The following is a 22,148-nucleotide window of genomic DNA, read 5'->3' as shown; positions in this document are numbered from 1 at the left end:
TGCTAAGACCCGCGTGATGCGATCGGCATGCCCGTCAGATCGCAGTCAACAGCCGCAACAGCGCCGCGTGGATTTCGCGTTCCACCTTGCGATATCCACGCAAGCGTGTGAGGCATTTACGAGACTGCCCCAAAGGAATTCAGTTGGTTCTAGAGCGGACAAACCTGTTTGATCCAGCCTTCGATGGCGTTGTTGTACTTGTCGTACTGCGGGTCATCGAACTGTGCACCGCGCGTGCCGACAAAATGCTCTACGGCCTCCTTGACCGGCGCGGGCAGGTCGTATTTCTCGAAAGCGTCCCCGGCCTTGCGGGCGGCGTCGGCGTTGGTCGCCGTGGCTAGATCGACGTTCGCCTGCGTGATTTCGACACATGAACTCCCGTCCAGCCGTTCGCCCGCGGCTGCAGGTTGGGATGCCCCGGCCTGCGGCGCCGGGGAAGCCGCCGACGCGCTCGGCTTGGATGTTGCCGGTTGCACCACTGCACCGTGGGCGCCGAACTCGTTCGCAAGAGCGGGTTGTCGGCCTACCGATGGGGCGACCTCGCACCAAAGGCCCTCGTCGAGGAACTCCGGCAGCAGTCGGCCGCCCTGCTCGCGCGCGGCCAGCGATCCGGGGCGATCCGGCGAGACGTGACATCCGCAGACGTGACGGCGACCATTTGGGCCCTACGCGGCATCTCCGCTGCCGGTGGTGCTGACGACCTCTGGCGACGACACCTCGACACCGTGCTGCGCGGGCTCCGCCCCGCCGTGGAAGACGATGGTCAGGCAGGCCGTGCCCAGTGATCGTTCGCATCGCAGTAACGGATCACGGCCGGGCTGTTGAGCGCTCGCGTAACGAGCGCCTATGCGATCACTCGGCGGCTTTACCGAAGTCTCGCGAAGCGCGGGTTCTCCTGTGAATTTCCTGGCCATTGAACCATTTCGGGGATATCTGCGTATAAGCTGAATATACATCACTATACCCAGCGTGAGGGGGCAGTCGTGAAAGGCGCGTTGGAGCCGCGGTATGACATCGTCGTTTGTGGTGCCGGGACGTCGGGGTCGGTGGTCGCGCGTCGGCTTGCCGAGAACCCAGAGGTGAAGGTGTTGCTTCTGGAGGCCGGCGGTACCGATGATATTGACAGCGTGACGGAGGCCAACCAGTGGCCGCTCAATCTGGGAAGTGAGCGCGACTGGGCGTTCGCGGCCGAGCCTGATGCACGGATCCACGGGCGTTCCCTGGCGTTTTCGATGGGCAAGGTGCTTGGTGGCGGGTCAAGCACCAACCTGATGATTTGGGCGCGTGGACACCGTAGTGACTGGGACTACTTTGCGTCCGAATCGGGGGAACCGGCGTGGGGATACCAGCGGGTCCTTGATCTGTACCGCAGCATCGAGGATTGGCGCGGGACCGGAGAGTCTTCGCACCGAGGCCGGGACGGACTCCTATTCGTGCAACCGGCCCCCGATGCCCATCCGTTGGCCCCGGCGACGTTGGAAGCGGCTAAAGCACTCGGGATTCCGACGTATCAAAGTCCGAACGGCCACCTGATGGAAGATTATCGTGGTGCGGCGATCACTGACTTGCGTTGGCGCAACGGAAAGCGCATATCTGTATTTCGCACCTATGTCGGTCCCTGCTTAGACAAGCCCAACCTGACCGTATTGCCAGACGCACTGGTGACGCGAGTGATCTTCGACGGTAACCGGGCCACCGGTGTTGAAGTCCAGCATGCTGGGGCCACCCACCATGTGCACGCCGATACAGAAATTGTGCTGTCACTTGGCGCCATTCACACCCCCAAGGTGCTGATGCAGTCCGGCATAGGTGATCAGGACGAACTGCGTCGCGTGGGCGTCCCGGTCCGGCAACACTTGCCCGGCGTGGGCCAGAATTTCCAAGACCACTTCGGCTTCGACTGCGTATGGGAGTTTCCCGAAGGCGTCGGCGGCAGTACTCAGGTCGGAGCCACCCTGTTCTGGGACTCCGGATTGACAGCAGACATTGCGGGGCCAGACTTGTTCGCTTGCTTGGGCCCGTTCCCGAAAGCCAGTCCTGAGAATGTCGCGAAATACGGTCTCCCGCAGAACAGTTGGATTTTGTTCGGTGCGCCGACACACCCGAAGAGCCGTGGTCGGTTGCGGTTATCGGGCCCAGGTGCCACCGACCCTATCCGGATCGAAGCCAACGCACTGTCGCACCCTGACGATCTCAAAACGGCGATCGCTTGCGTGGAAACTCTTCGTGAAATCGGCAACTCCACCGGGCTTCGTCCCTTTGTCGCGCGCGAAGTCATGCCCGGTGACTTGTCGGGTGCCGCACTGGAGACCTATCTTCGCGACGCCGTGACAACCTATTGGCATGAGTCAGGGACAGCCAAGATGGGCCGCGACGAAATGTCCGTCGTCGACGGCCATCTGAAGGTCTACGGCATCGACAACCTTCGTATAGCCGACGCGTCCATCATGCCGCGGATCACTTCCGCCAACACCATGGCTCCGTGCGTGGTCATCGGCGAACGGGCAGCGCAGTTCATCCGGACCCAGCACCAATTCTGAAGGCTCCTTTCAACCGGCAAACGACGCACTGAGAGGAGGCGGCATGCGGGCGTCGAGTGCTTGCAAAGCCGCGCTGGCAGGGCCGGGTATTGCCATGGCCTTGCTTTGCGCTGTGCCGGGCGGCGATTCGACCGCAGCGCCGGATGATGAAGCCGGTGCCACGCAGCATCAGCGGGCCATCGTCGGCGCGTTCGCGACTTCCATCGTCCGCGAGCTGTGCATTGATGCGTCCGTGCGTCCTCCGAGCTTGATGTGGTTCACAGGCCGTGGCGTCGGTCGCCCATAACTTGCTCGCACAGCTGGGCTTCTGATTCTGCGGAGAACGGGTCGCGGCGAGCCTGCACGGCCTGGTCGGTGTCTTCGGTGACGAGGTCGGCGTTGATCTGCGCCGCCGCGCCGGCGCCCGCGGCCGCGGCGGCACCGACCTGTGCCATGAGGTCGGTGACATTGCCTGCGACCCATACCCCAGGGACGTCGGTGCGGCCGGTCACGTCACAGGGGATGTACTGGCCGAAACCGGCCGAGTGCTCCACCGCCTGCAGCCCGAGCGGCTCTAGGAACCCTGCGCGAGCCCTCACCCGGGGCGCGACGACCAGCACGTCGCGATGGACTGCGGTGCCGTCACCGAGCCGCACCCCGACAAGCCGGTTATCCGCGATATCCAGGGATGCCACCTTGCCGGGCACGACCTCGATGCCGCGAGCAGCTAGCTGCTCGGCCTGCTCGCCCTCCGGCGCCGTGGTGGTGTGGGCGAAGAACGTGACGTCGTCGCTCCACTGCCGGAACAGCAGCGCCTGGTGTACCGCCATCGGGCCGCTGGCAAGAATGCCGATGGCCTGATCACGGACCTCCCAACCGTGGCAGTACGGGCAGTGCAATACGTCCTTGCCCCACCGTTCCCGCAGTCCCGGTAGGTGCGGCAGTTCGTCGACCAGTCCAGTGGTCACCAGCAACCGCCGGGCGCCGACGGTCCGGCCATCGCCGAGCGTCACCGTGAAACCGGCCCCGTCATGACCGGCGCGGACAACCTCCCCGGGCACCACGCGCCCGCCGTAGCGATGCACCTCCGCCCGGCCACGCTCCAGCAGCTCTTTCGGCGCGATCCCGTCCAGACCGAGCATCCCGTGCGCGCCCGCGGCGGGCGCATTTCGTGGTGCGCCCGCGTCAATCACCACCACCGACCGCCTCGCACGGGCCAACACCAGCGCCCCGTTCAGCCCGGCAGCGCCACCTCCGATGACCACGATCTCGTAGTCGTTCTGCAGTTTCTCGGCCATCCTGACCACCTCCGCGACCAGCATGCTGGCACAGCGGCTCGCTCTGCAAAGATTGTTGCCGGTATGGCAAACTCACGGTCATGGACGAGCCTGTGGACCGTGCCCTGGCCGCCGCCGGACCCCGCCTACGCGAGCTGCGCCAACAGCACAGATCCACGCTGGCCGAGCTGTCGGAGGCGACCGGCATCTCGGTGAGCACCCTGTCGCGACTGGAGTCCGGTGCCCGCCGCCCGACACTCGAACTGCTACTCCTTCTGGCCAGGGCGTACGGCGTCACACTCGACGAGCTCGTCGCCGCGCCCCCCACCGGCGACCCCCGCATCCACCTACAGCCGGTCACCCGCCACGGCATGACCTACCTACCGCTGACACGTCGCCCCGGCGGCATCCACGCCTACAAGATCGTGATCCCGGCCGGCCCACGGAAAGACCCCGACCCACAGACCCACGAGGGCTACGACTGGATCTACGTCCTCGACGGAAAACTACGGCTCGTACTTGCAGACCACGACATCGTGCTCCTTCCCGGCGAAGCAGCCGAGTTCGACACCCGAATACCCCATTGGTTCGGATCTGCTGACACCGCAGCAGTTGAGTTCCTCAGCCTCTTCGGCAACCAGGGCGAACGCGCCCACCTTCGCGCCCAGCCCACATCGAGACACCGTCAGCAATGACCTAATGAATCCTGCCGCCAAGTTCCACCGCCGGTATGCTGACAGCGGAGCGACGAACCAAACCCGGCTTTTACACCGCCTTACGGACGCGACCGGTAACTGAAAAGTTGTCCAGGCTGCGAAACGTTACGGCGTTGGGGCACTGCGGGTGTGGCAGCGCGGAGATAACGAGTTGCAGGTTCTGTGGGGCGATCAAGCTGATTTGTGCGCCGACAGCAGGTATGCGGGAAAGATCAACCTACCCTTTTCGTCGGTGGCCAGTCGCGGCATCGGCACCACCTCACCATCACCATGCACCTGTCCGGCCAGCGCGTGGATGGAGGCGGGCTCTATCTCATCGACGGCCCAATACTTCGACACGGCGGCGCGCAACTCATCCTCGGTGACGGCGTTGATCGGCACCGTGAAATCTTCAGGGAAAGCACCGTGGGCGAAGACAAGGACAAAGAAGGACGCTCCGGGACCGGCGGCGCGGTACATCGCACGGAGATAAGCGTCACGGCTTTCGACCGGCAACGAATGAAACAGTGTGCTATCCATCAGCGTTGAGAAGCGGTCGTCGAATCCGGTCAGGGACGTGATGTCGGCGCACAGAAACGTCGCATTGACGATGCCGCGGGATTTCGCCGTTCCCGTGGCCGTGTCAATCGCAGCCCGGCTCAGGTCCACCCCGACCACGGTGTGACCCTCGGCGGCCAGCATCAACGACAACTCCGCGTGCCCGCAGCCGGCGTCCAGGACGTCGCCGTGGATGCGTCCTTCGTTGATCAGCCGCATGAAAGCAGGTTGAGGCTCGCCGATGTTCCATGGGGGTGGTCCCACGAAGATGCCTTCTTCGCGGTAGGCGCCATCCCAATCGATCAGTTCAATAGCCATACACTGATATACGCACGCATAGCACGCAGGGTTCAAACCATTCATGTACATCGGTGCGGTCTCACAGATCTCTTGGATTGCAGGCTAATCCGGATCTATCGAGGTGCCCACACGGCCGCTCGAAGGTTCTTATTAGTTTCCAACCCGCGGAATTTCGTCAGATGCTAATCCACACCAAAGAGCCTGTGCGACAGCATAATTCGTCACAGTGACGTATTGTCCGTCGCTGAGCGGGCGTGCGCTTCGTTGCCGCGGGGATGGTGTGAGCAGGAAATCTTGATAATGGGGAGCGGGCTCCGGCGTGCCGACGACGGAGGTGTGCGGTCTCCGCTAGCAGGACGGCGAATGTTGTCGATGCGAGGGCGTTGAGTGTGGGCGCCGAATGGTCGGGTTCGTCAGCGGCTTCGTACCAACGAAGGTCCTCGGCGACGTTCGGCCGCGTGTAAGCGCGGTATGTTAATAACGCTGCGCCACAGATCATTTCGTCACAGTGACGTATTCCTGCGATTATGGCGAGAAGGGGACGGAGGGATTTCCGGGTGACCGATCCCGGCCTCGGCGGAGCGCTGGAGGTTGGCTCAGTTCCGTCGGATTGAGCCATCGGCCCTGGCCGACGTGCCGAGAACCTGCGTGCACGATGCGGCGTCCCGGCGATGGCGAGCAGCGTCGGGTGCGGGACGCTCAAGGCTTAATCGTGAGTACAGGCGCGCCGTCTCGAAGTTCCCTGGTGGCTTATTTACCGATAAGCGACATTATGTCAAGTAAACCACAGCATATTGCATCAGATGAATAGTTGCCTGACCTCCCGTCGGCCACCGCCCCTCCCGTTGGCGCGGATCAAGATGTTATTGAGGCGTCCGGTATGTTGGGTGGCATAAATCAGGGCCGCCGTGCGGCGAATATCCGCTGGCGCGGAAGGGGCGGTGACAAGTTGCTGCCTGATTTCTTCACAGAGGATCGCAGCGAGCTTTGGGACGCGCTGCGCAAGCGCGGGCCGGTCGTGTTTATCGAGGACAGCGCGTTTATGAGTGGCTATTGCCTCACACGGGCCGATGACGTGCTCGCAGCGCTGCGTAACCCGGAAGTGTTTTCGCTTAACGCTTTGGATCGGCCGGACCATGCGCGTTGGCGCGCGATCTTGCAGCCGTTGTTGAATGCCCGCGCGGTGAAACAGATGCAACCCGCGTTGCAAGATCAGGCCGCGGCGGTGGTCGAAGCGGTCGCCCCGCGGGGTAGTTGTGAGGTGATCGCCGATGTTGCGGAGCCATTCGCGGCTCAGGTTCTTCTCACAGTGTTGGGGTTGCCGCCGCGAGACGGGGATAGGTTGCTGCGCTGGGAGAAAGCGCTTTGGGCGATCCAGCGGGCGCCTCTGCCCGCGGTCAACGGTGTCCGTTTCGAGGATTTGGCGCAAAAATTTGAGATGATCGCCTATCTGGCGGGGGCTTTCGCGCAGCGCCGCGCCAGCCCTGATATTGCGGGTGTTATTTCCCGGCTGGTTGCCGGTGACGATGCGTTCGACGAAGCTGACGCGTGCGCGGTAGTTGAGATGCTGATCGCTGCGGGCATTACACCGTTTAGGAGCGCGGTGGGTTTCGTATTTCTTGACCTTGCCCGCGACCCGCGGCTATGCGCTTCGCTCCGCGAAAACCCCGCAGGGATTGAGGGATTCGTCGACGACGTGCTGCGCCGCGAGCCGCCGGCCCCGGTGATTATCCGCAGGGCCGCTCAGAACGTCACCGTGGCGGGTGTCGAGATACCGGCAGGGGCCCGGGTCGGGCTGTGCGTAGGGGCGGCCATCCAAGAAGACATGGCGGACGGCAACGGGTCGCGGGCGGACTACTGGGCGTTCGGCGGGGGCCCGCACCGCTGTGTGGCCGTCAGTCTGGCGAAAACAGCGTTGACTGTGTTGGTCGGCGAATGGTTACGCACTATCCCCGCGTTCGGGTTAGACGCTGAGTCCGTGCCGCCGGTTATCCTCGAAGATGCGGTCCGGCTGTCGAGTTTGCCGCTGCGCTGGCATTAAGTCAGACCGCGGGCGGGCAATTGCCGTGGATGCCGCGCTGGTCGCCAGTTTCAGCTCAGCACCGCGCGACACACAGTCCAGTTACGGCCGCCGCGCCCGCGGCCGTGAGCGCGGCGGTAGCCGACCGTAATGAAGCCTTCCGTTTCGCCGCGCCGCTCCCCCTGCCGGAGAAGCGTTTCGAGGAATATGCAGGAATTGAATATGAAGGGTTACCAGTAGCCGGTCGCCGTTTTCTCCCTAGGTCGACGGTCTTCGGGCCCTCGATGAGCGGAGTAAGCCGTCCGGTTACCTCAGGATGGTGACGGTGCAGTGCTCATAGATCGAGGACGACGCGTAGGGCCGCATCAACGCGACGCATTTCGTCGAAGCTCAGGAACCCGACGCTCTTGCCGAGTCGGCCTGGGTTGACCGCTGCGGTCTGCTCGGCAAGTACCCGGGCGTTCTCGCCGCCGATCTCAACCTCTGTCGCTTGCTAGCCCATTGATAAGATCGCGCCCGCGGCGACGGCCATCACCGCCACGAGGGCTACCAAGATCACCGTGATCGCCGCGCGCACGATCTCTTCTTCCGTGACTCGCCTGCGCGGCTTCAATTCGGCGAGAACGGTGTCCCCTAGCCATGCCATTGCGTTGAGTCTTGCGACCGCCGAACTGAGGTCGTGGCGCGCGTCGGCCGCGTCGCTCTCGACCGGCTCGTGCGCGGCGATTGCGATCGTCATATCAGCCCCCCAGGCTCGCGGACGCCGATTGGCGTGTTTGGGTCGAGAGCTTCACGCTTCTCGTTAATCGAATGATAAGAGTGCGCAAATCACGATTGCGGTAACGATCCTTAACGGTCACAGCACAGAGTTGTGGAGGCGCTGAAAGCGGTGGGAGGCCGCGTCGTGATCTTGCCCATGGGTGGACACGGCGAGCCAACGCATAGATCGGTTGCGGCACATGCGGATTGAATACGGAGTGTTGTCGGCAAGAAGCACGCGAGTTCCGGCGGATCGAGCCGCTGCGACGCTCACCTCCTCATGGAAGAAGAGATGATATCGGTCAGCCCGGAGGCTGCCCCGAACAAGTGACCCTGTGCCAATCCGCAGCCCGCCGTGAAGACGGTCTCCGCCTGCTCATCGGTTTCGATCCCTTCTGCGATCACCTTGAGACCCAGCGCTTCGCATAAGCCGATGACGGACCGGTACAGCGTGAGGTTTCGTCCCGGCTGGACGCCCGCTGCCAGGCCACGGTCGAGCTTGACGATTTGCACCGGTAGCTCGTGCAGATAGGCCAGGGAGTTGAAACCCGCGCCGAAATCGTCCAACGCCACCCCGACGCCTAGTTCGTTCAATCGTCTGATGGCGGCCGCTCCCTCGGCGAGATCGACGATCGGGACTGTCTCGGTGATCTCCAGGACGAGACGATGCGGCGGCAACCCATGCCGTGCGAGCGTGCGGCTGACGGCATGTTCGAAATCAACGCTGCCGAGTCGCGCGGCGCCGATGTTGACGTGAAGGTCCAGATCGAGGCCCGCGCTTTGGATCTGCGCGCAGGCCCGATCGAGCACCAGGGCGTCGAGTTGTGCCCCCATGCCGTTGGCTTCGGCAAGCGAGACGAAGGTCTGGGGACGAATCTGTACCCCTCTGGGCGTCGTCCACCGCGCAAGTGCCTCGACCGCGACCGGCGTGCCGTCTGGCAGGGCCACCACGGGCTGATACTTGAGTTGAAAGCCCTGCGGGATAGCGCCATTCGCGTGTCGCAGCGCCGTCGCAAAGTTTTCCGAACCGCTGAATGCCGGGCGGTACACCACAGCAGTGTCTTTGCCCAACCGCTTTCCGGTGTACATCGAGATGTCGGCCTGCCGGAGCAGATCGTCCGAAGTCTTAGGGTGCTCGTCGTAGCGGGGGCTTACCAGCCCCATGCTCGCACGCACCCGCAGCGATGTCCCATGTACCGAGAACGGACTTCGCAGAGCCAGTCGGAGCTGGTCGGCGACCAACTCGGGTTCGTCGACAGCACCGGCAGTGAGGATGGCGAACTCGTCTCCCCCGATCCGCGCCAGCATGTCGGACTGGCCGAGGCAATCTTGCAGACGCGCACTGATCGCGCACAACAACTCGTCGCCGGCCGCATGCCCGAACCGGTCATTGACCTCTTTGAAGTCATCGATGTCGACGAAGATCAAGATGAACGGGCCGCCGCCGATGGCTTCGTCCAGCCGTTCGGCCAACAGCAATCGATTCGGCAGGCCGGTAAGTGCATCGTGGTGGGCCTGATAGGCAAGCCGGCGCTTGGCGGCGACAAGCTGTGCGGTCAGCATGCGCTGCACCCGCATAGCCACCAGGTAGCGGGTCGCGACAAGCAACGCCATCGCCAAGTAGGTGCTGGCGAAGAGCGGGTCGATTCCTCGTCCAACCAGCTCTTGAAACGTGAGTAGGGCCGTGCTGCCCATGAACCCCGCATAGGGCAGGGTCAGCCGTGCCCAGTTGGTTGGCTGTTCGTCGTCGTGCGGGCGGGGCCGCGGAGGCAGGACGAGCAGGCTCCATGCAATCAACAGCGGAGCGAGGATGAATCCGACGCCGACCCACAGATCCAGCGTCGTCACACCGACGCTCCGCAGGTAGGCGAGCAGCCTGTCGGAGGAGGCGAGGCTGATCACCGCGGCCGCAAGGAGCATGTAGTTCGCCCTTCCCGGCCGGTACGGCGGGTACCACATCGCAATGAGGACCGCGCCCACCACTGCGATGAGCTCCACAGCGGTGATTCCCCAAACGACCGCCGTGTTGGTCGACCGGGGCAGCGCGGCGCCGTCCATGGCGCCCAATCGGGCGACGTACACCAGGTGGCAGAACGCTAATGCGCTGACTAGTCCGTCGAGAACCGTTGTGACGACCCCCGGCCAATTGCGCGCCGGGGTGCGGACGTCGTGATCATGGTCGGCGCGCACCAGCAGGAGCGTCGCGACGACGAACAAGAGTCCGGCGACAAAGTAGGCGACCACGGCAGGCTGCGGTGCGGTTCCGCCGGGGTGGGCGGCACCGCCGAGTTGCGAGAGAGATTCGGCGGTCAGAAACGTGGCTATCGCCGTCAGAAGGACTATTCGCCACCGCCGTGAGGGGCCTGTCACCCGCACCACGACGGCAAGCCCAACGAGTAATGCGCCCATACACAGCGTCGCTTCGAGGACGAACTGCACGCGTTGCGCGATCGCCACTCCCCACGGGGCGAGCGCATTCGAGACTGCCGCAGCGACGGCGACGGCAGATAGTCCCAATTGCAAGCGACGACTCTGAAACGACAACGCTTTCCCCTCCGACCCGCGGCGTTGACGTTCAATCCTTGCAGAACAGGTTGTCCGCTGGACCATTATCGCTTACCGAGCCAACCTCGACATTTAACCGAGAGATGGCCTAACGGCAAAAAATCGCAGGAGCCATACGGCGAAATGGATATGGTGGTTACCGGTAATGTACGCCGCATTTACCATTACGTTGCCTAGCAATGCATTTCCGTGCTGGCGCTGATGCTGGCCACCTTCACCTTCTGCGCAGCACGAGAGTTGAGACACGCGACAGCCCGTATCTGTCAACTTGCTATGGAGCTCGCAGGAAAAAACTCGTGACTTGCGGTTGACTAACTCTGGATCGCGGGAAGCGCCCGCGAGGGGCGACTGCGAGGGGACGACTATGCCTACCATCACCACAACGGACGGTGTCGAAATCTTCTATAAGGACTGGGGCTCGGGCCAGCCGATCGTTTTCAGTCACGGCTGGCCGCTGACGGCCGACGACTGGGACGCGCAAATGATGTTCTTCCTGCATCAGGGCTATCGGGTGATTGCTCACGACCGACGCGGGCATGGTCGGTCCGACCAGGTCGGGACCGGCAATGACGTCGAGCACTGGGTGGCCGACCTGGCCGCCTTGACCGACCAGCTCGACCTGCGTGAGGCCGTCCATATCGGGCACTCGACGGGCGGCGCCGAGGTGGCTTGCTATGTGGCGCGCCACCAGGAGCGGGTCGCCAAGGCGGTGCTGGTGTCTTCCCCGACACCGAGCATGCTCCAGACCGAGAACAATCCGGGCGGTCAACCCCAGGAGTGGTTCGACGCGGTGCGGGCCGGTGTCTTGGGAAATCGATCGGAGTTCTTTCGCGCGGTGCCGGAAGGTCCGTTCTACGGATTCAACCGATCAGGGGTGGAGCCGTCCGAGGCGGTCATCGCGAACTGGTGGCGACAGGGCATGTCCGGCAGCGCCCAGGCTCACTACGAGACGGTGGCGTCCTGGCTCGAGGACTACTCCGACGAGCTGAAGGCGATCACCGTGCCCGTCCTGGTGATGCACGGCGAGGACGATCAGATTGTGCCGTTCGCCAGCGCGGTGCCCCGAGCGGTCGACCTACTCCAGAACGGTGCGTTGAAGACCTATGCCGGCTACCCGCACGGCATGCCGACCACGCACGCGGACGTCCTCAACCCGGATCTGCTGGCGTTCATCGCTTCCTGAGATGAGTTTTGCGCACCGGTGCAGTCTTGATGTTCATGGGCAGACTCATCTATGGCTTCAACATGTCGGTGGACGGCTACATCGCCGACGCCCGGGGCAACATCGACTGGACCGATCCGAGCGAAGAACTGCACCAGTACTGGAACGACTTCGAGCGGGAGACCGCCTTGGCGTTCTACGGCCGACGGATCTACGAACTGATGTCCGCATATTGGCCGACCGCCGACAAGGCCCCGGACGCCTCCCCTTTGGTCGTTGACTTCGCCCAGATCTGGCGTGACATGCCCAAGGTGGTGTTCTCGGGCACGCTGGAGTCCGTCGACTGGAACTCACGCCTGGAACGCGGCGATCCGGTCGAGGTGGTGACGAAACTGAAGGCCGAAACCGACGGCAGGCTCGAGGTGGCGGGCGCGACGCTGGCTGCACCGATCGTTCAGGCCGGTCTGGTGGACGAATATCGGATCGTGGTTGCGCCCACCGCCGTTGGCGGCGGCACCCCGTTCTTCCCGACGCTCCCGTCGTGGATCTCGCTGCGACTGTTGGAGAACCGCACCTTCCCGGGCGGCACGGTCCTGCTGCGCTACGAGGCGAGTTACCTGTAAATACGCCGTTCTCAGTCGAAGACGACTACCTGGCGACCAACCACGTCTCCGCTGGCGAGCGCCTCGAGCTTGTCGTTGATGTCGTCGAGCGACACGGTGGTGATGGTGTGCGTGATCTGTCCGGCGGCGGCGAGCGCAAGGACTTCGGTCAGATCGTTGTAGTTGCCCCAGAACGAGCCGAAATAGGACAATTCAGTGCCGACGATGACGTTCAGTGGAACCTCAACCTTGGTGCCCATCAGGCCCACCGAAGCGACCGCGCCCTCTGGCTCGAGGATCGAAAAGTCCAAGCCGATCGACTCCGCGGCGCCCGCGCAGTCGAGGATCGCGTCCACGGTGCCTCGTCCGGTGAGGTTCGTCAGCTCGGCCTTGACCTCTTCGGCGCTCTTGCCACGGGTGTTGACGGTGTGGTCTGCGCCGTTGGCCTTGGCGACCGCGAGCTTGTCGTCGGTGCGTGAGAAGGCGACCACCGTCGCCCCGCCGCCGAGCAGCTTCGCGTACTGCACCCCGTAGCCGCCGAGCCCGCCGATGCCGGCGACCACCACCGTCCTGCCGGGTCCGAGCTTGCCGGCATCCCGCAGCTTCTTCATACCCCGGTACGGCGTGAGACCAGCGTCGGTCAGTGGCGCGAACATCTCCGGCTTCTGACCGTCAGCCGCCGTCACCGCAATGAGATGGCGGTGTGGCACGGCGACGTACTCGGCGAAGCCGCCCGGCGGCCCGAACCCGATCCATCCGCCGGTGCCGCTGCATAACTGCTCGTTGCCTTCGTGACACTGCCGGCACGTACCGTCGCCCCACCCGGGATTGACCACGACCAGGTCGCCGTCGGACAGACCGGCCGCGGCGGGTACGGCGGAACCCAGTCCGGCCACGTGGCCGGCGACCTCGTGCCCCGGAATAGCGGGGAACTCCATCGGTGCGGCGGCGGCGAAGTATCCGTCGATGAGCTGATAGTCGCTCCGGCACATTCCGCACGCCGCCACCTTGACGAGGACCTCGTCCGGTGCGGGGTCCGGCACCGGGACTTCCTCTAGTCGAAATGGCTCGTGGTATCCGTGCATGCGCGCCGCCCGCATTTTCATGGTTCCTCCCCCGATTTGCGCAACTGTATGTGTCTGTAAACGTAGAGGGGCGACGCTGCACGCGCCATTCATGCCGCGCGCCACCGGAAGCCGTTCTTCGTTCGCGAACCGTGTAGCGGGCCAATCTATCGCAAGGTTAAGTGAGGCACCGCTAACGCACTTTGGAGCGGTGCCAGCGCCACGCCACTAACGGGTGGCGCAGCAGCGTTGGTAGAACGGCCAGAACGTCGAAGTAGGTGATGCGCTCAATCCCCTTGCCGTCACGCAGCCGAAGCCGGTTGACGTTAGGCCACTCGAGTACGTCGCATCCGAGCCTGGCGCGGAGTCGAAATTCGATGAAGACGATGTCCTTGTCGCCGCTCCAGTGGTCCACGTCGGCAGTCAGGCCGGGAAGGCTGCGGCAGAATCGGTGGAACTGTGCTTGTGCGGCCTCGAGGCCGACCGTGCGCGGTGCGAGCGGTTGCACAAGCACCACATCTGGATGCAGCAATTCCCCCAACCGCTGTGATGATGGATTGCGCCAAAAGTCGGCAAACCGCGCGACGAACTGCTCTGCTTCGGACCGCGTGTTCATGCGGCCCACGATGCCCGCGACGGACTGCCACCTCGACCCGCTGCGCTGCCATCTGCTGCCAAGCCGGACTCAATTGTCTTGATCGACGGGCGTTGTGTGGACTGTGACGTTGCCGCCCTTGCGTTTCGCATCGAGCATCGCTTGGTCGGCTCGACTAATGCTGGCGTCGAGGAGGGCCCTCGGGTCGGCCTCTGGTGCGGTGAAGACGCCGAGCTCGACATGGGTGACGCCGATGCTGGCGGTGATTGGAGCGTGATCGGCCGCTGCGGCGATCGCGGACCTGACTCGTTCGGCGGTTCGTTGCGTCTGGCCAGGCTCGGTGACATCGATGACGACGAATTCTTCTCCCCCGATTCGGGCCACTAATGCCCTACCCCGCACGGCGGATTCGATCCGCCGAGCGGTGCGGATCAAGACGTCATCGCCGATCGGATGGCCGAAGGTGTCATTGATTTCTTTGAAGTGGTCGAGGTCGGCGACCATCACGGCCAACTGCCCGCCCGAGGGGTGACGATCGCTCAACAAGTCGGCGAAGTAAAGGTGCAAGCCTCGCCGGTTGAGCAGACCGGTCAGCGGATCGGTGCCCGACTCGTTCGCGTCGTTGCGCAGCGTCCGGATCCCGAACTGGATCCCCACGGGCGCGGCTAGGACCGGAGTCGTCACGGCCAGGATGCTAACGGCGAAGACGACGGCGTCAAAGTGTGCCTCCGCAGCCGCCCGCACGGCAAACACGGCCGTCGACACGAAGATCCAGAGGGTATGCAGTGCAAGGAATCTCGGTCCGTCGAAGAACAGCAGATAGACGGAGAGTTGTGTAAACGCGTTGAACCCGTACAGGCCCGCGAGCCACGTTGGTTCGTACAACGCCAGCGTGGCGATCCCGATGTCGCAGGTGATGACGAACGCGCGCGACATCGGAAGTGACGGCCATGGTCGAAAACACCACCGGATCACCCAAAACATCACCAGGACCGCGAAAGATGCCACGACACCCCGAGATACGAGGCGATCCGGGCCGGCCCAGGGCAGAAGAATCGCCAGGGCAGTCACGACGGTCAGCCCGTTACCCACCCCGATCATGACTCGGATGGCTTCTGCCATCGACCGCTTGGCGAAGTACTGCACCTGTGCGGCGTAGTCGACCGGCGAGTTCCACCATTCACCGGCAAGACCGCGAAACACCGCGAAACTTCTGGACTCGGCCAGCGAAGCCATCTCTGGAGACGCCTCCTCGACCGCCCTGAGAATATTGCCGCGAATCAAACGCATTACTGCGCGAAGATCAGCGACCGATATTACAGGTGATGCCCGCCAGCTATACCGGAGTATGAGCGCCCGGTTGAGGTGCCCCAAGGTAAATGCCTTGGCCGTATTCGATGCCGAGACGAATCAGCGTCTGCAGCTGGCTGGGTGTCTCGACAGCTTCGGCCACCAATTTCGCGTGCAGCTCGGAGGCCAGCGAGTTCAGTGCGATCGCCAACGCACGTTTTGCGGGATCGTCTTCGATGCCGACGATCAACTCGCCGTCGATCTTGATGATGTCTGGATGTATCCGCAGCAGTTGGGTGAAGCTGGCATATCCGGCACCGGCATCGTCGACCGCCACGCGTATCCCGCTGTCGCGCAGATGCCGCAGGCCCGGGCCGAGGTCATCGGGGAACGGTTCGTGCTCGGTGATCTCCACGATCAACGTCCGGTCCTGGGCCGTCAGAATGTCCTGAATCGCCGGCTCGAGCGCGGCGCTCGGGCTCAGGTTGGTCGCGACCGGACAATCGCTGGGGATGCCGCGAGCAGCGCTGAGGACGGTGCACAACGCGGCACGTTCCAATTCGATGCCTCGGCCCATGCGCCGGGCTACGTTGAACCATTGCGTCGGGGTCAACTCCGGCGACGCGGGAAAGCGGATCAACCCTTCGTAGGCGATCGTCGTGCCGCTGGCCAGATGAACGATGGGTTGAAACACCGCGCTGAGAGCGTTCGGCTGCGACAACAGTGCGTCGAGTCGATCTCGCAACCCCTCGGTCTCGACTGCCTCGGGCACCATCACCGAGGCGATGAATCGCGCCGTGAGCGCGCGTTGCCCGCGGTCCTCGCTGTCGGTCATCACGTGGGTCAGCAGGGTTGACAGTTGTGACTGGGCGCCGATTACGGCGGAAACGAACTCACTGATGGCGAGCATCGCGTCGACATCTTTGTCGGTGAACGCACCGGGTGCCGTCGCGGCCAGTAGTAGTGAACCGATGGCGTGGTCGTTGTACATCAGGGGTATCGCCGCCCACGACCGGGTCCCCCACTGCTTGTTCATCGCGCGAACGCGTGCGGACAGTCGTCGGTCCACCTGGGCATCGTCTATCAGCTTGGGGTGGTTTTCGCGCGCCGCGGCGCCCTGGATACTGCTCCGTTTGGGCACTACGAAACCCGGCGTAGTGGCTAGCACGCCGTGTCCGGAAACGGTCACGTAGGCGTTATCGGAGGCGCGCAGCAGCGTGACGGCCGCTCCGTCGGCTTTCTGCATAAACGCACACGCCTGCTCGGCAACACGCTCCATCAAAGACACCGGATCCATTGACGCGGCCAGTGTCTGAACCAGGCTCTCCACATTCACCCCGATCCCAGCGGCGTGTGAGGTTTGCGAGGTTTACGATAACGACCGCTGACCCAGCGCGGGCGAGATTCAAAGTGGGGCCCACCCGGGCGGGTTGCCAGTAAGCCCGCCGACTCTAGGTGCAGGGGTATTGCCGGTTGAGCACACAATTCGACGGCGGCGAGTAGGAACCGATCAGCACTCCCCTGAAACCACCTGTCGCTGAACCGCCGGGAGCAATGACGCGATTCCAATTCGCGGGTGTGACGACAAAGTGGGTGCCAGATTGGGTAACTGTGCTGTTCCACGCATGCAACACGGATTGTCCCGCCGGCATGTCGAATTCAAGCCTCCAATCGCTCAACGGCGTCAGGCTCGCGTTGGTGACGGTGAAGTTTGCGATGAAACCGGTCTGCCACGTATGTTCCACCGACAACGTCGCCGCGGCCGCGGCCGCTTGCGCCACGGGAGCGACGCCGAGTCCGAGGATCGCAACCAGCAGTGCAGACAGGCTTACGTGAAGCGCTGCGCGCCAGCGCTTCACGCAACTGTCCAGTCCCGCCATAGCAGCCAACCTAGAGCCAATCGGGCGACCTGGGCTCGCGCACCGCGGCTACGCTGCAATACCTTTGCTCAACTGAAACCGTCGTGAAACGTTAGCCGCACCACCGACGACCCGCGGAGTCATCGAGGCACGCGCACCGCGAGGTAGTACTCGGGACGCCGCTTCTTGTCGACGGTATAGCCGATCGCCTCCGCGGTGCCCTGTGAGTCGTAGGCCAACCAGCGCTCCGTGCGCTGACGAGCGAATTCGGTCCACGACGCCACGGTGAACCGTTCGATGAACGTGTCCGGTTCTCCCACACGTTGATACAGCTGCCAACTGTGGCCACCCGTGCGCAAGCGTGACCGCCTCACCGCGCCCATCGCAGTCACGAAGTCCTTGAGATTTTCAGCCGGTACTCGATAACTAACGCTTACCAGCACCGGCCCATCGTCGTCAGACGGTTCGGACACCATTGTCGGTACCGGCAAGGTCGAGGAAACGTCGAAGACGTTCACCTTCCCGGTCGCCGGGCGCAGCGGAAGTGGCCCGACGCTGAGGGCGACCACGCCCAACAAGATGGCAGAGGCGATCATCGCGACGTCGAGCCCCTCGCTTGTGGCGACCAACCCCCAGGCATACGAACCGATCGCTTGAGACCCCGTGAGGACCAGGAGATAGATCGACAGCGCACGGGCTCGAACCCATCGCGGCAATGACAGCTGTGCCGCGGCGTTCAGCGTGGTGAGTGTGATCAGCCACGCCGTCCCCGACAGCACCAGAAACGGCATCGCGGCGGCGAACGGGAGCCACACCGCGGCCAACGGAGCGAGACCGTAGACGGCGGCACACGCCGCCAACAGAACGTTATCCGAAAACCTACGGTGCAGCGGGGCGGCTATCGCGACGGCGAGGACCGCGCCAACCCCGATGGCCCCCAATGCGACACCGTAACCGCTGGGTCCCGATTCCCACCGTTGCGCGGCGACCACCGGCAGGAGCGCGGTCAGGGCCGACGCGGGAAAGAGGAAAAGCGCTGCGCGAAGCAGGATCCTGCGAAACATCGGCCCGTGGCGGACGTATCGCAGTCCGCTGACGACGGCCTGACTGAGTCGTTCGCGCTCGAGGGGTGCCAGCTGCCTGGTCCGATGCCAGGTCATCAGGGCGACGATGATGCCTGCGAACGAGACGGCATTCAACGCGAACACCGCGGCGGGTCCCACCAGCGCAACAACGACGCCGCCGATCGCAGGCCCGACCGCCCGGGCGATGTTGACGGAAAGGCTGCCTAGCGTCGCGGAGGCCGATATCTGCTCACGCGCGACGACCTCGGGTTGGATCGCCTGCCACGCCGGAGCGGTCAGTGCGGAGGCGCAACCGATGGCCACGGTGAACGCCAACAACCATGCCGGGCTCAGCCGTCCGAGGTAGGTCACCACCGCCAACGCCAGCGCCACCAGGACGGCATAGGACTGCAGCACCATGAGGAGACGGCGCTGGTCGAAGAGGTCGGCGAGCGCTCCGGCGAACAACCCCAGCAATAGGGTCGGCCCAAGACTCGCCGTTTGAACCAGAGCGACGACGACGTCGCTGCTGTGCGATTCCACCAAGAACCACTGGGCCGCCACAATCTGCATCCATGTGCCGATGTTGGAGACGAACTGCGCAATGAACAAAGCGCGAAACACGCGATTGCGCAACGGTGCCCAGGTAGACGGGTGCCCGCCGTCGGTCCGCTCTTGCTCTCGAATCACCGTCGAACGATTTGCCGGCGACCTGAAACGAGGTGGTCTGACATACAGTCAACGCCTTTCACGCGTCATGGCGGCGCCTGAAGTCTACAGCCGGTGTCGCCGGCCGATATCTCCCCCAAGGGTTTACGCATCCCCACTTTCCACGGCCATCGCCCGGGGCGCACACTTGTGCAATGGAGATGCGTGATTTCGCCTGCGTCGTGCCGCCCACAGCGCATTTGTACCCGCCGTCCGTGCACTGGATGCGGGCAATCGCGACAGTGCGGGGGGCGTGACGTGCACGCCGAGCCGACGCCGCCCCGCAAGTTGCACGGCCTCTCGGATATACGTGCGTTCTTCCACACCAACAAGACGCCGCTGTTCTTCATCTCACCGACGCCGTTCAACCTGCTGGGCGTTGACCGCTGGATACGAAACTTCTTCTACCTGACCTACTTTGACTCGTTCGAGGGCACGCACTCACGCGTCTTCGTGCCGCGACGACGCGACCGCCGTGATTTTGACTCCATGGACGAGGTGTGCAGCCACCTCTTGTCCGATCCCGAGACGCTCGAGTTCATCGCGGGCAAAGGCCCCGGCGGCAAGTGCTGCTTTGTGATGATGAACGAGGAAATCCAGGCGCTCGCGCGCTCGGCGGGCCTCGAGGTCATGCATCCGCCGATCGAATTGCGCAATCGCCTGGGCTCCAAGATCGTCATGACGCGCCTGGCCGACGAGGCGGGGGTGCCGAGCGTGCCCAACACGATCGGCCGGGCCGGCTCCTATGACGAATTGCTGGCGCTCGCGGAGGGCGCCGGGTTGGGAGACGACCTTGTCATCTCGATCGCGTATGGCAACGCCGGCAGCGGGACGTTCTTTGTGCACGGTCAGCGCGACTGGGACGAGCATGCCGGTGACCTGGCCGGGCAGGACCTCAAGGTCATGAAGCGGATCCGCAACGTCGAGGTGTGCCTCGAGGGCGCCGTGACCCGCCACGGCACCGTGGTAGGGCCCGCGATGACCAGTCTCGTCGGTTATTCCGAGCTGACGCCGAGCCGGGGCAGCTGGTGCGGCAATGACATCTGGCACGAGGTGCTGCCGCCCGCACAGACACACGCCGCACGGGAAATGGTGACAAAGCTGGGCGACGTCATGCGCCGCGAGGGTTACCTCGGCTATTTCGAGGTGGACCTTCTGCATGACCTCGACTCGGACGAGCTCTACCTCGGCGAGGTGAATCCGCGCCTCAGCGGCGCGAGCCCGATGACGAACTTGACCACCGAGGCTTACGCCGACATGCCGCTGTTTCTTTTTCACCTGCTCGAGTACATGGGCGTGGATTACGAGCTCGACATCGACGAGATCAACTCGCGCTGGGAGCGCGGCTATGGCGAGGACGAGGTCTGGGGCCAGGTGATCCTCACCGAGACCTCGCCCGAAATCGAGATCTTCACCGCGACGCCGCGCACCGGGGTCTGGCGCATCGACGACGACGGTCGGGTCTCCTTTTCGCGGACCGCCAACGACTGGGCCACGCTGCTCGACGGGTCCGAGGCCTTTTACATGCGGGTCGCCGCTCCCGGTGACTTACGTTCCGAGGGCGCCCAACTCGGCGTTTTGGTCACCCGCTCACACCTGCAGACGGACGACTATCAGCTCAGCGAGCGCTGCCAACGCTGGGTCAAAGGCATGAAGTCGAAGTTCGTCTCGACGCCCCTGACGCCGGCCGCTCCGATCGTCTCGCGACTCGTCGCGCGCGCGTGAGCGCGCCGGCCGGTATTTCACTGGACAACTGGCTCTCGGCGCCCTTTTCGCGTTGGTCGTTCCAGCACGTCGAAGACTTCGTCCCGACCGCGCTGATCCCACGCGGGACGGGGCCGGCCGCGGAGCTCCCCCCGTCCCCCGCTCCCCTGCGCGACGTCCCGGTAACCAGTGCCAACGGAGCCGCCACCACAGTCGACGCGGTGATGGCCGCCACCGCGACCGACGGGTGGGCGGTCGCGTGCCGCGGGTCGCTCGTGGCCGAGGAATACCTCGACGGCATGGCCGCCGACACCCGACACCTACTGTTCTCGGTTAGCAAGTCGCTGGTGGCCGCCGTCGTCGGTGCGCTGCACGCGGCCGGCGCGATCGAGCTTGACGCGCCGGTCACCACTTTCGTTCCCGCGCTGGCTAATTGCGGATATGCCGGCGCGACGGTTCGCCATCTGTTGGACATGCGATCGGGTATCGCCTTCTCCGAAAACTACGATGACCCCGCCGCCGAGATACACCTGCTCGACCAGGCGATGGGTTGGGCGCCCAGAAGTCGTCCGGACGCCCCGTCCACGCTGCAGGAGTTCCTGCTGACGTTGCGGCGGAAGTCGGCTCACGGCGGCCCCTTCGAATACCGCTCGTGCGAAACCGACGTGCTCGGCTGGATCTGCGAAGTCGCCGGCGGCCAGCGGATGCCAGAGCTGATGTCGGAATTGTTGTGGAGCCGCATCGGCGCCCAACGCGACGCCACCATCGGCGTGGACGCGGCGGGCACCGGACTGTTCGACGGTGGCATCAGCGCCTGTCTTACCGACATGATCCGGTTCGGGTCGCTGCTTCTGCGGGACGGTGTCTCGTTGACCGGCCAGCAAGTGGTGCCGGCATCGTGGATCGCCGATACCCTCGACGGCGGGCCCGATTCGCGTCAGGCATTCGCCGCCAGCCCCGATCACGACACCGATTTGCCCGGCGGGATGTACCGGAACCAGGTGTGGCTCCCCTACCCCGGCAGCAACGTCGCGCTGTGCCTGGGCATGTGCGGTCAGATGATCTACGTCAACCGCGCCGCCGAGGTGGTCGCCGCCAAGCTATCCACCCAGCAGCACTCGCACGAGCCACACATGCTGGACACGCTGCGGGCATTCGATGCCGTGGCAGACGAACTGGCTGGCGTCCCCCACCAGGCGGCTATCGCTGACGAGTGAACGCGATCCGTTCTGGTTTGCGCCGCGCGACGACGCGCTTGTCGTGACGTTGGCGCGCCCACCATGCCCGCAGGGCTTCGACGTCGATCGGCGCGGTTGGGTCGTCAAAAGGCGATGGTGCGGTGTACATGGCGCCTTCGTTCTGAAGATAGTAGACGATGGTGTTCACTGTTCGTAACGAAACCAGGGT

General features: G+C 64.0%; 21 protein-coding genes. 8 read left to right on the top strand and 13 right to left on the bottom strand.

Features of this window, described 5'->3' with window-relative positions; all coding sequences use genetic code 11:
* Positions 1-149: 149 nt before the first annotated feature.
* Entirely contained in the window at positions 150-479 is a 330-nt protein-coding gene (locus tag AC5Y5E_RS26170; protein ID WP_499906193.1) for a hypothetical protein, read from the bottom strand.
* A 6-nt stretch (positions 480-485) separates the two neighbouring features.
* On the opposite strand from AC5Y5E_RS26170, the gene AC5Y5E_RS26165 reads away from it, so the two are divergent.
* Both AC5Y5E_RS26165 and AC5Y5E_RS26160 read left to right on the top strand, forming a co-directional pair.
* Entirely contained in the window at positions 486-785 is a 300-nt protein-coding gene (locus AC5Y5E_RS26165; protein WP_499906191.1) for an SbtR family transcriptional regulator, read from the top strand.
* A gap of 198 nt (positions 786-983) precedes the next feature.
* Entirely contained in the window at positions 984-2,540 is a 1,557-nt protein-coding gene (locus tag AC5Y5E_RS26160; RefSeq protein WP_499906189.1) for a GMC family oxidoreductase, read from the top strand.
* Positions 2,541-2,797: 257 nt separating this feature from the next.
* Here AC5Y5E_RS26160 and AC5Y5E_RS26155 read toward each other — a convergent pair whose 3' ends face one another.
* The gene (locus AC5Y5E_RS26155) at positions 2,798-3,817 is read right to left on the bottom strand and encodes an NAD(P)/FAD-dependent oxidoreductase (protein ID WP_499906188.1); all 1,020 of its coding nucleotides are present in this window, start codon (positions 3,815-3,817) and stop codon (positions 2,798-2,800) included.
* An 80-nt stretch (positions 3,818-3,897) separates the two neighbouring features.
* Here AC5Y5E_RS26155 and AC5Y5E_RS26150 point away from each other — a divergent pair, with 80 nt between their 5' ends.
* Complete coding sequence (locus AC5Y5E_RS26150; protein ID WP_499906186.1) at positions 3,898-4,491, top strand: helix-turn-helix domain-containing protein; 594 nt, start codon at positions 3,898-3,900, stop codon at positions 4,489-4,491.
* A gap of 192 nt (positions 4,492-4,683) precedes the next feature.
* On the opposite strand, the gene AC5Y5E_RS26145 is transcribed toward AC5Y5E_RS26150, so the two are convergent.
* Positions 4,684-5,367, bottom strand: a complete 684-nt coding sequence (locus AC5Y5E_RS26145) for a class I SAM-dependent methyltransferase (RefSeq protein ID WP_499906184.1) — start codon at positions 5,365-5,367, stop codon at positions 4,684-4,686.
* An 862-nt stretch (positions 5,368-6,229) separates the two neighbouring features.
* On the opposite strand from AC5Y5E_RS26145, the gene AC5Y5E_RS26140 reads away from it, so the two are divergent.
* Complete coding sequence (locus AC5Y5E_RS26140; protein ID WP_499906182.1) at positions 6,230-7,390, top strand: cytochrome P450; 1,161 nt, start codon at positions 6,230-6,232, stop codon at positions 7,388-7,390.
* A gap of 313 nt (positions 7,391-7,703) precedes the next feature.
* Here AC5Y5E_RS26140 and AC5Y5E_RS26135 read toward each other — a convergent pair whose 3' ends face one another.
* The 3 genes from AC5Y5E_RS26135 to AC5Y5E_RS26125 all read right to left on the bottom strand — a co-directional run bounded on the left by AC5Y5E_RS26135 (position 7,704) and on the right by AC5Y5E_RS26125 (position 10,672).
* Positions 7,704-7,844: a hypothetical protein gene (locus AC5Y5E_RS26135; RefSeq protein ID WP_499906411.1), complete on the bottom strand. Its 141-nt coding sequence runs from the start codon at positions 7,842-7,844 to the stop codon at positions 7,704-7,706.
* Between the two features lie 18 nt (positions 7,845-7,862).
* Entirely contained in the window at positions 7,863-8,108 is a 246-nt protein-coding gene (locus tag AC5Y5E_RS26130) for a hypothetical protein (protein WP_499906181.1), read from the bottom strand.
* Between the two features lie 290 nt (positions 8,109-8,398).
* Entirely contained in the window at positions 8,399-10,672 is a 2,274-nt protein-coding gene (locus AC5Y5E_RS26125) for a putative bifunctional diguanylate cyclase/phosphodiesterase (RefSeq protein WP_499906179.1), read from the bottom strand.
* 385 nt (positions 10,673-11,057) lie between these two features.
* Here AC5Y5E_RS26125 and AC5Y5E_RS26120 point away from each other — a divergent pair, with 385 nt between their 5' ends.
* Together AC5Y5E_RS26120 and AC5Y5E_RS26115 are read left to right on the top strand one after the other, a co-directional pair.
* Positions 11,058-11,876: an alpha/beta fold hydrolase gene (locus AC5Y5E_RS26120; RefSeq protein WP_499906178.1), complete on the top strand. Its 819-nt coding sequence runs from the start codon at positions 11,058-11,060 to the stop codon at positions 11,874-11,876.
* A gap of 35 nt (positions 11,877-11,911) precedes the next feature.
* Positions 11,912-12,478 carry a dihydrofolate reductase family protein gene (locus AC5Y5E_RS26115; RefSeq protein WP_499906177.1) on the top strand — a complete coding sequence of 189 codons (567 nt, stop codon included), beginning with the start codon at positions 11,912-11,914 and terminating at the stop codon, positions 12,476-12,478.
* A gap of 11 nt (positions 12,479-12,489) precedes the next feature.
* On the opposite strand, the gene AC5Y5E_RS26110 is transcribed toward AC5Y5E_RS26115, so the two are convergent.
* From AC5Y5E_RS26110 to AC5Y5E_RS26085, 6 genes are all read right to left on the bottom strand, one after another.
* Positions 12,490-13,500, bottom strand: coding sequence for a zinc-binding dehydrogenase (locus tag AC5Y5E_RS26110; protein ID WP_499906175.1), 1,011 nt, complete (start codon positions 13,498-13,500; stop codon positions 12,490-12,492).
* A 214-nt stretch (positions 13,501-13,714) separates the two neighbouring features.
* Positions 13,715-14,137: a nuclear transport factor 2 family protein gene (locus AC5Y5E_RS26105; protein ID WP_499906174.1), complete on the bottom strand. Its 423-nt coding sequence runs from the start codon at positions 14,135-14,137 to the stop codon at positions 13,715-13,717.
* A gap of 69 nt (positions 14,138-14,206) precedes the next feature.
* Complete coding sequence (locus tag AC5Y5E_RS26100) at positions 14,207-15,490, bottom strand: GGDEF domain-containing protein (protein WP_499906172.1); 1,284 nt, start codon at positions 15,488-15,490, stop codon at positions 14,207-14,209.
* A complete protein-coding gene (locus AC5Y5E_RS26095; protein WP_499906409.1) occupies positions 15,453-16,703 on the bottom strand; it encodes a sensor domain-containing phosphodiesterase in 1,251 nt (416 codons plus the stop codon). The genes AC5Y5E_RS26100 and AC5Y5E_RS26095 overlap by 38 nt, the downstream gene beginning before the upstream one ends.
* A gap of 154 nt (positions 16,704-16,857) precedes the next feature.
* Positions 16,858-17,286 carry a cellulose-binding domain-containing protein gene (locus AC5Y5E_RS26090; RefSeq protein ID WP_499906170.1) on the bottom strand — a complete coding sequence of 143 codons (429 nt, stop codon included), beginning with the start codon at positions 17,284-17,286 and terminating at the stop codon, positions 16,858-16,860.
* A gap of 119 nt (positions 17,287-17,405) precedes the next feature.
* Entirely contained in the window at positions 17,406-19,019 is a 1,614-nt protein-coding gene (locus tag AC5Y5E_RS26085; RefSeq protein WP_499906168.1) for an MFS transporter, read from the bottom strand.
* A 276-nt stretch (positions 19,020-19,295) separates the two neighbouring features.
* On the opposite strand from AC5Y5E_RS26085, the gene AC5Y5E_RS26080 reads away from it, so the two are divergent.
* On the top strand, positions 19,296-20,762 hold the full coding sequence (locus AC5Y5E_RS26080) for a biotin carboxylase (RefSeq protein WP_499906167.1): 1,467 nt from the start codon (positions 19,296-19,298) through the stop codon (positions 20,760-20,762).
* A complete protein-coding gene (locus tag AC5Y5E_RS26075; protein ID WP_499906165.1) occupies positions 20,759-21,958 on the top strand; it encodes a serine hydrolase domain-containing protein in 1,200 nt (399 codons plus the stop codon). The genes AC5Y5E_RS26080 and AC5Y5E_RS26075 overlap by 4 nt, the downstream gene beginning before the upstream one ends.
* On the opposite strand, the gene AC5Y5E_RS26070 is transcribed toward AC5Y5E_RS26075, so the two are convergent.
* Entirely contained in the window at positions 21,942-22,127 is a 186-nt protein-coding gene (locus AC5Y5E_RS26070) for a hypothetical protein (protein ID WP_499906164.1), read from the bottom strand. The genes AC5Y5E_RS26075 and AC5Y5E_RS26070 overlap by 17 nt on opposite strands.
* Positions 22,128-22,148: the final 21 nt, after the last annotated feature.

Source organism: Mycobacterium sp. NGS54, from assembly GCF_059812465.1.
This window is presented reverse-complemented; position numbering and strand designations above follow the sequence as displayed.

Coding starts and splice junctions, on each gene's coding strand:
- AC5Y5E_RS26155 (WP_499906188.1), bottom strand. CDS start 3,817: ATGGCCGAGAAACTGCAGAACGACTACGAGATCGTGGTCATCGGAGGT.
- AC5Y5E_RS26115 (WP_499906177.1), top strand. CDS start 11,912: ATGGGCAGACTCATCTATGGCTTCAACATGTCGGTGGACGGCTACATC.
- AC5Y5E_RS26140 (WP_499906182.1), top strand. CDS start 6,230: ATGTTGGGTGGCATAAATCAGGGCCGCCGTGCGGCGAATATCCGCTGG.
- AC5Y5E_RS26145 (WP_499906184.1), bottom strand. CDS start 5,367: ATGGCTATTGAACTGATCGATTGGGATGGCGCCTACCGCGAAGAAGGC.
- AC5Y5E_RS26090 (WP_499906170.1), bottom strand. CDS start 17,286: ATGGCGGGACTGGACAGTTGCGTGAAGCGCTGGCGCGCAGCGCTTCAC.
- AC5Y5E_RS26150 (WP_499906186.1), top strand. CDS start 3,898: ATGGACGAGCCTGTGGACCGTGCCCTGGCCGCCGCCGGACCCCGCCTA.
- AC5Y5E_RS26130 (WP_499906181.1), bottom strand. CDS start 8,108: ATGACGATCGCAATCGCCGCGCACGAGCCGGTCGAGAGCGACGCGGCC.
- AC5Y5E_RS26120 (WP_499906178.1), top strand. CDS start 11,058: ATGCCTACCATCACCACAACGGACGGTGTCGAAATCTTCTATAAGGAC.
- AC5Y5E_RS26105 (WP_499906174.1), bottom strand. CDS start 14,137: ATGAACACGCGGTCCGAAGCAGAGCAGTTCGTCGCGCGGTTTGCCGAC.
- AC5Y5E_RS26095 (WP_499906409.1), bottom strand. CDS start 16,703: ATGGATCCGGTGTCTTTGATGGAGCGTGTTGCCGAGCAGGCGTGTGCG.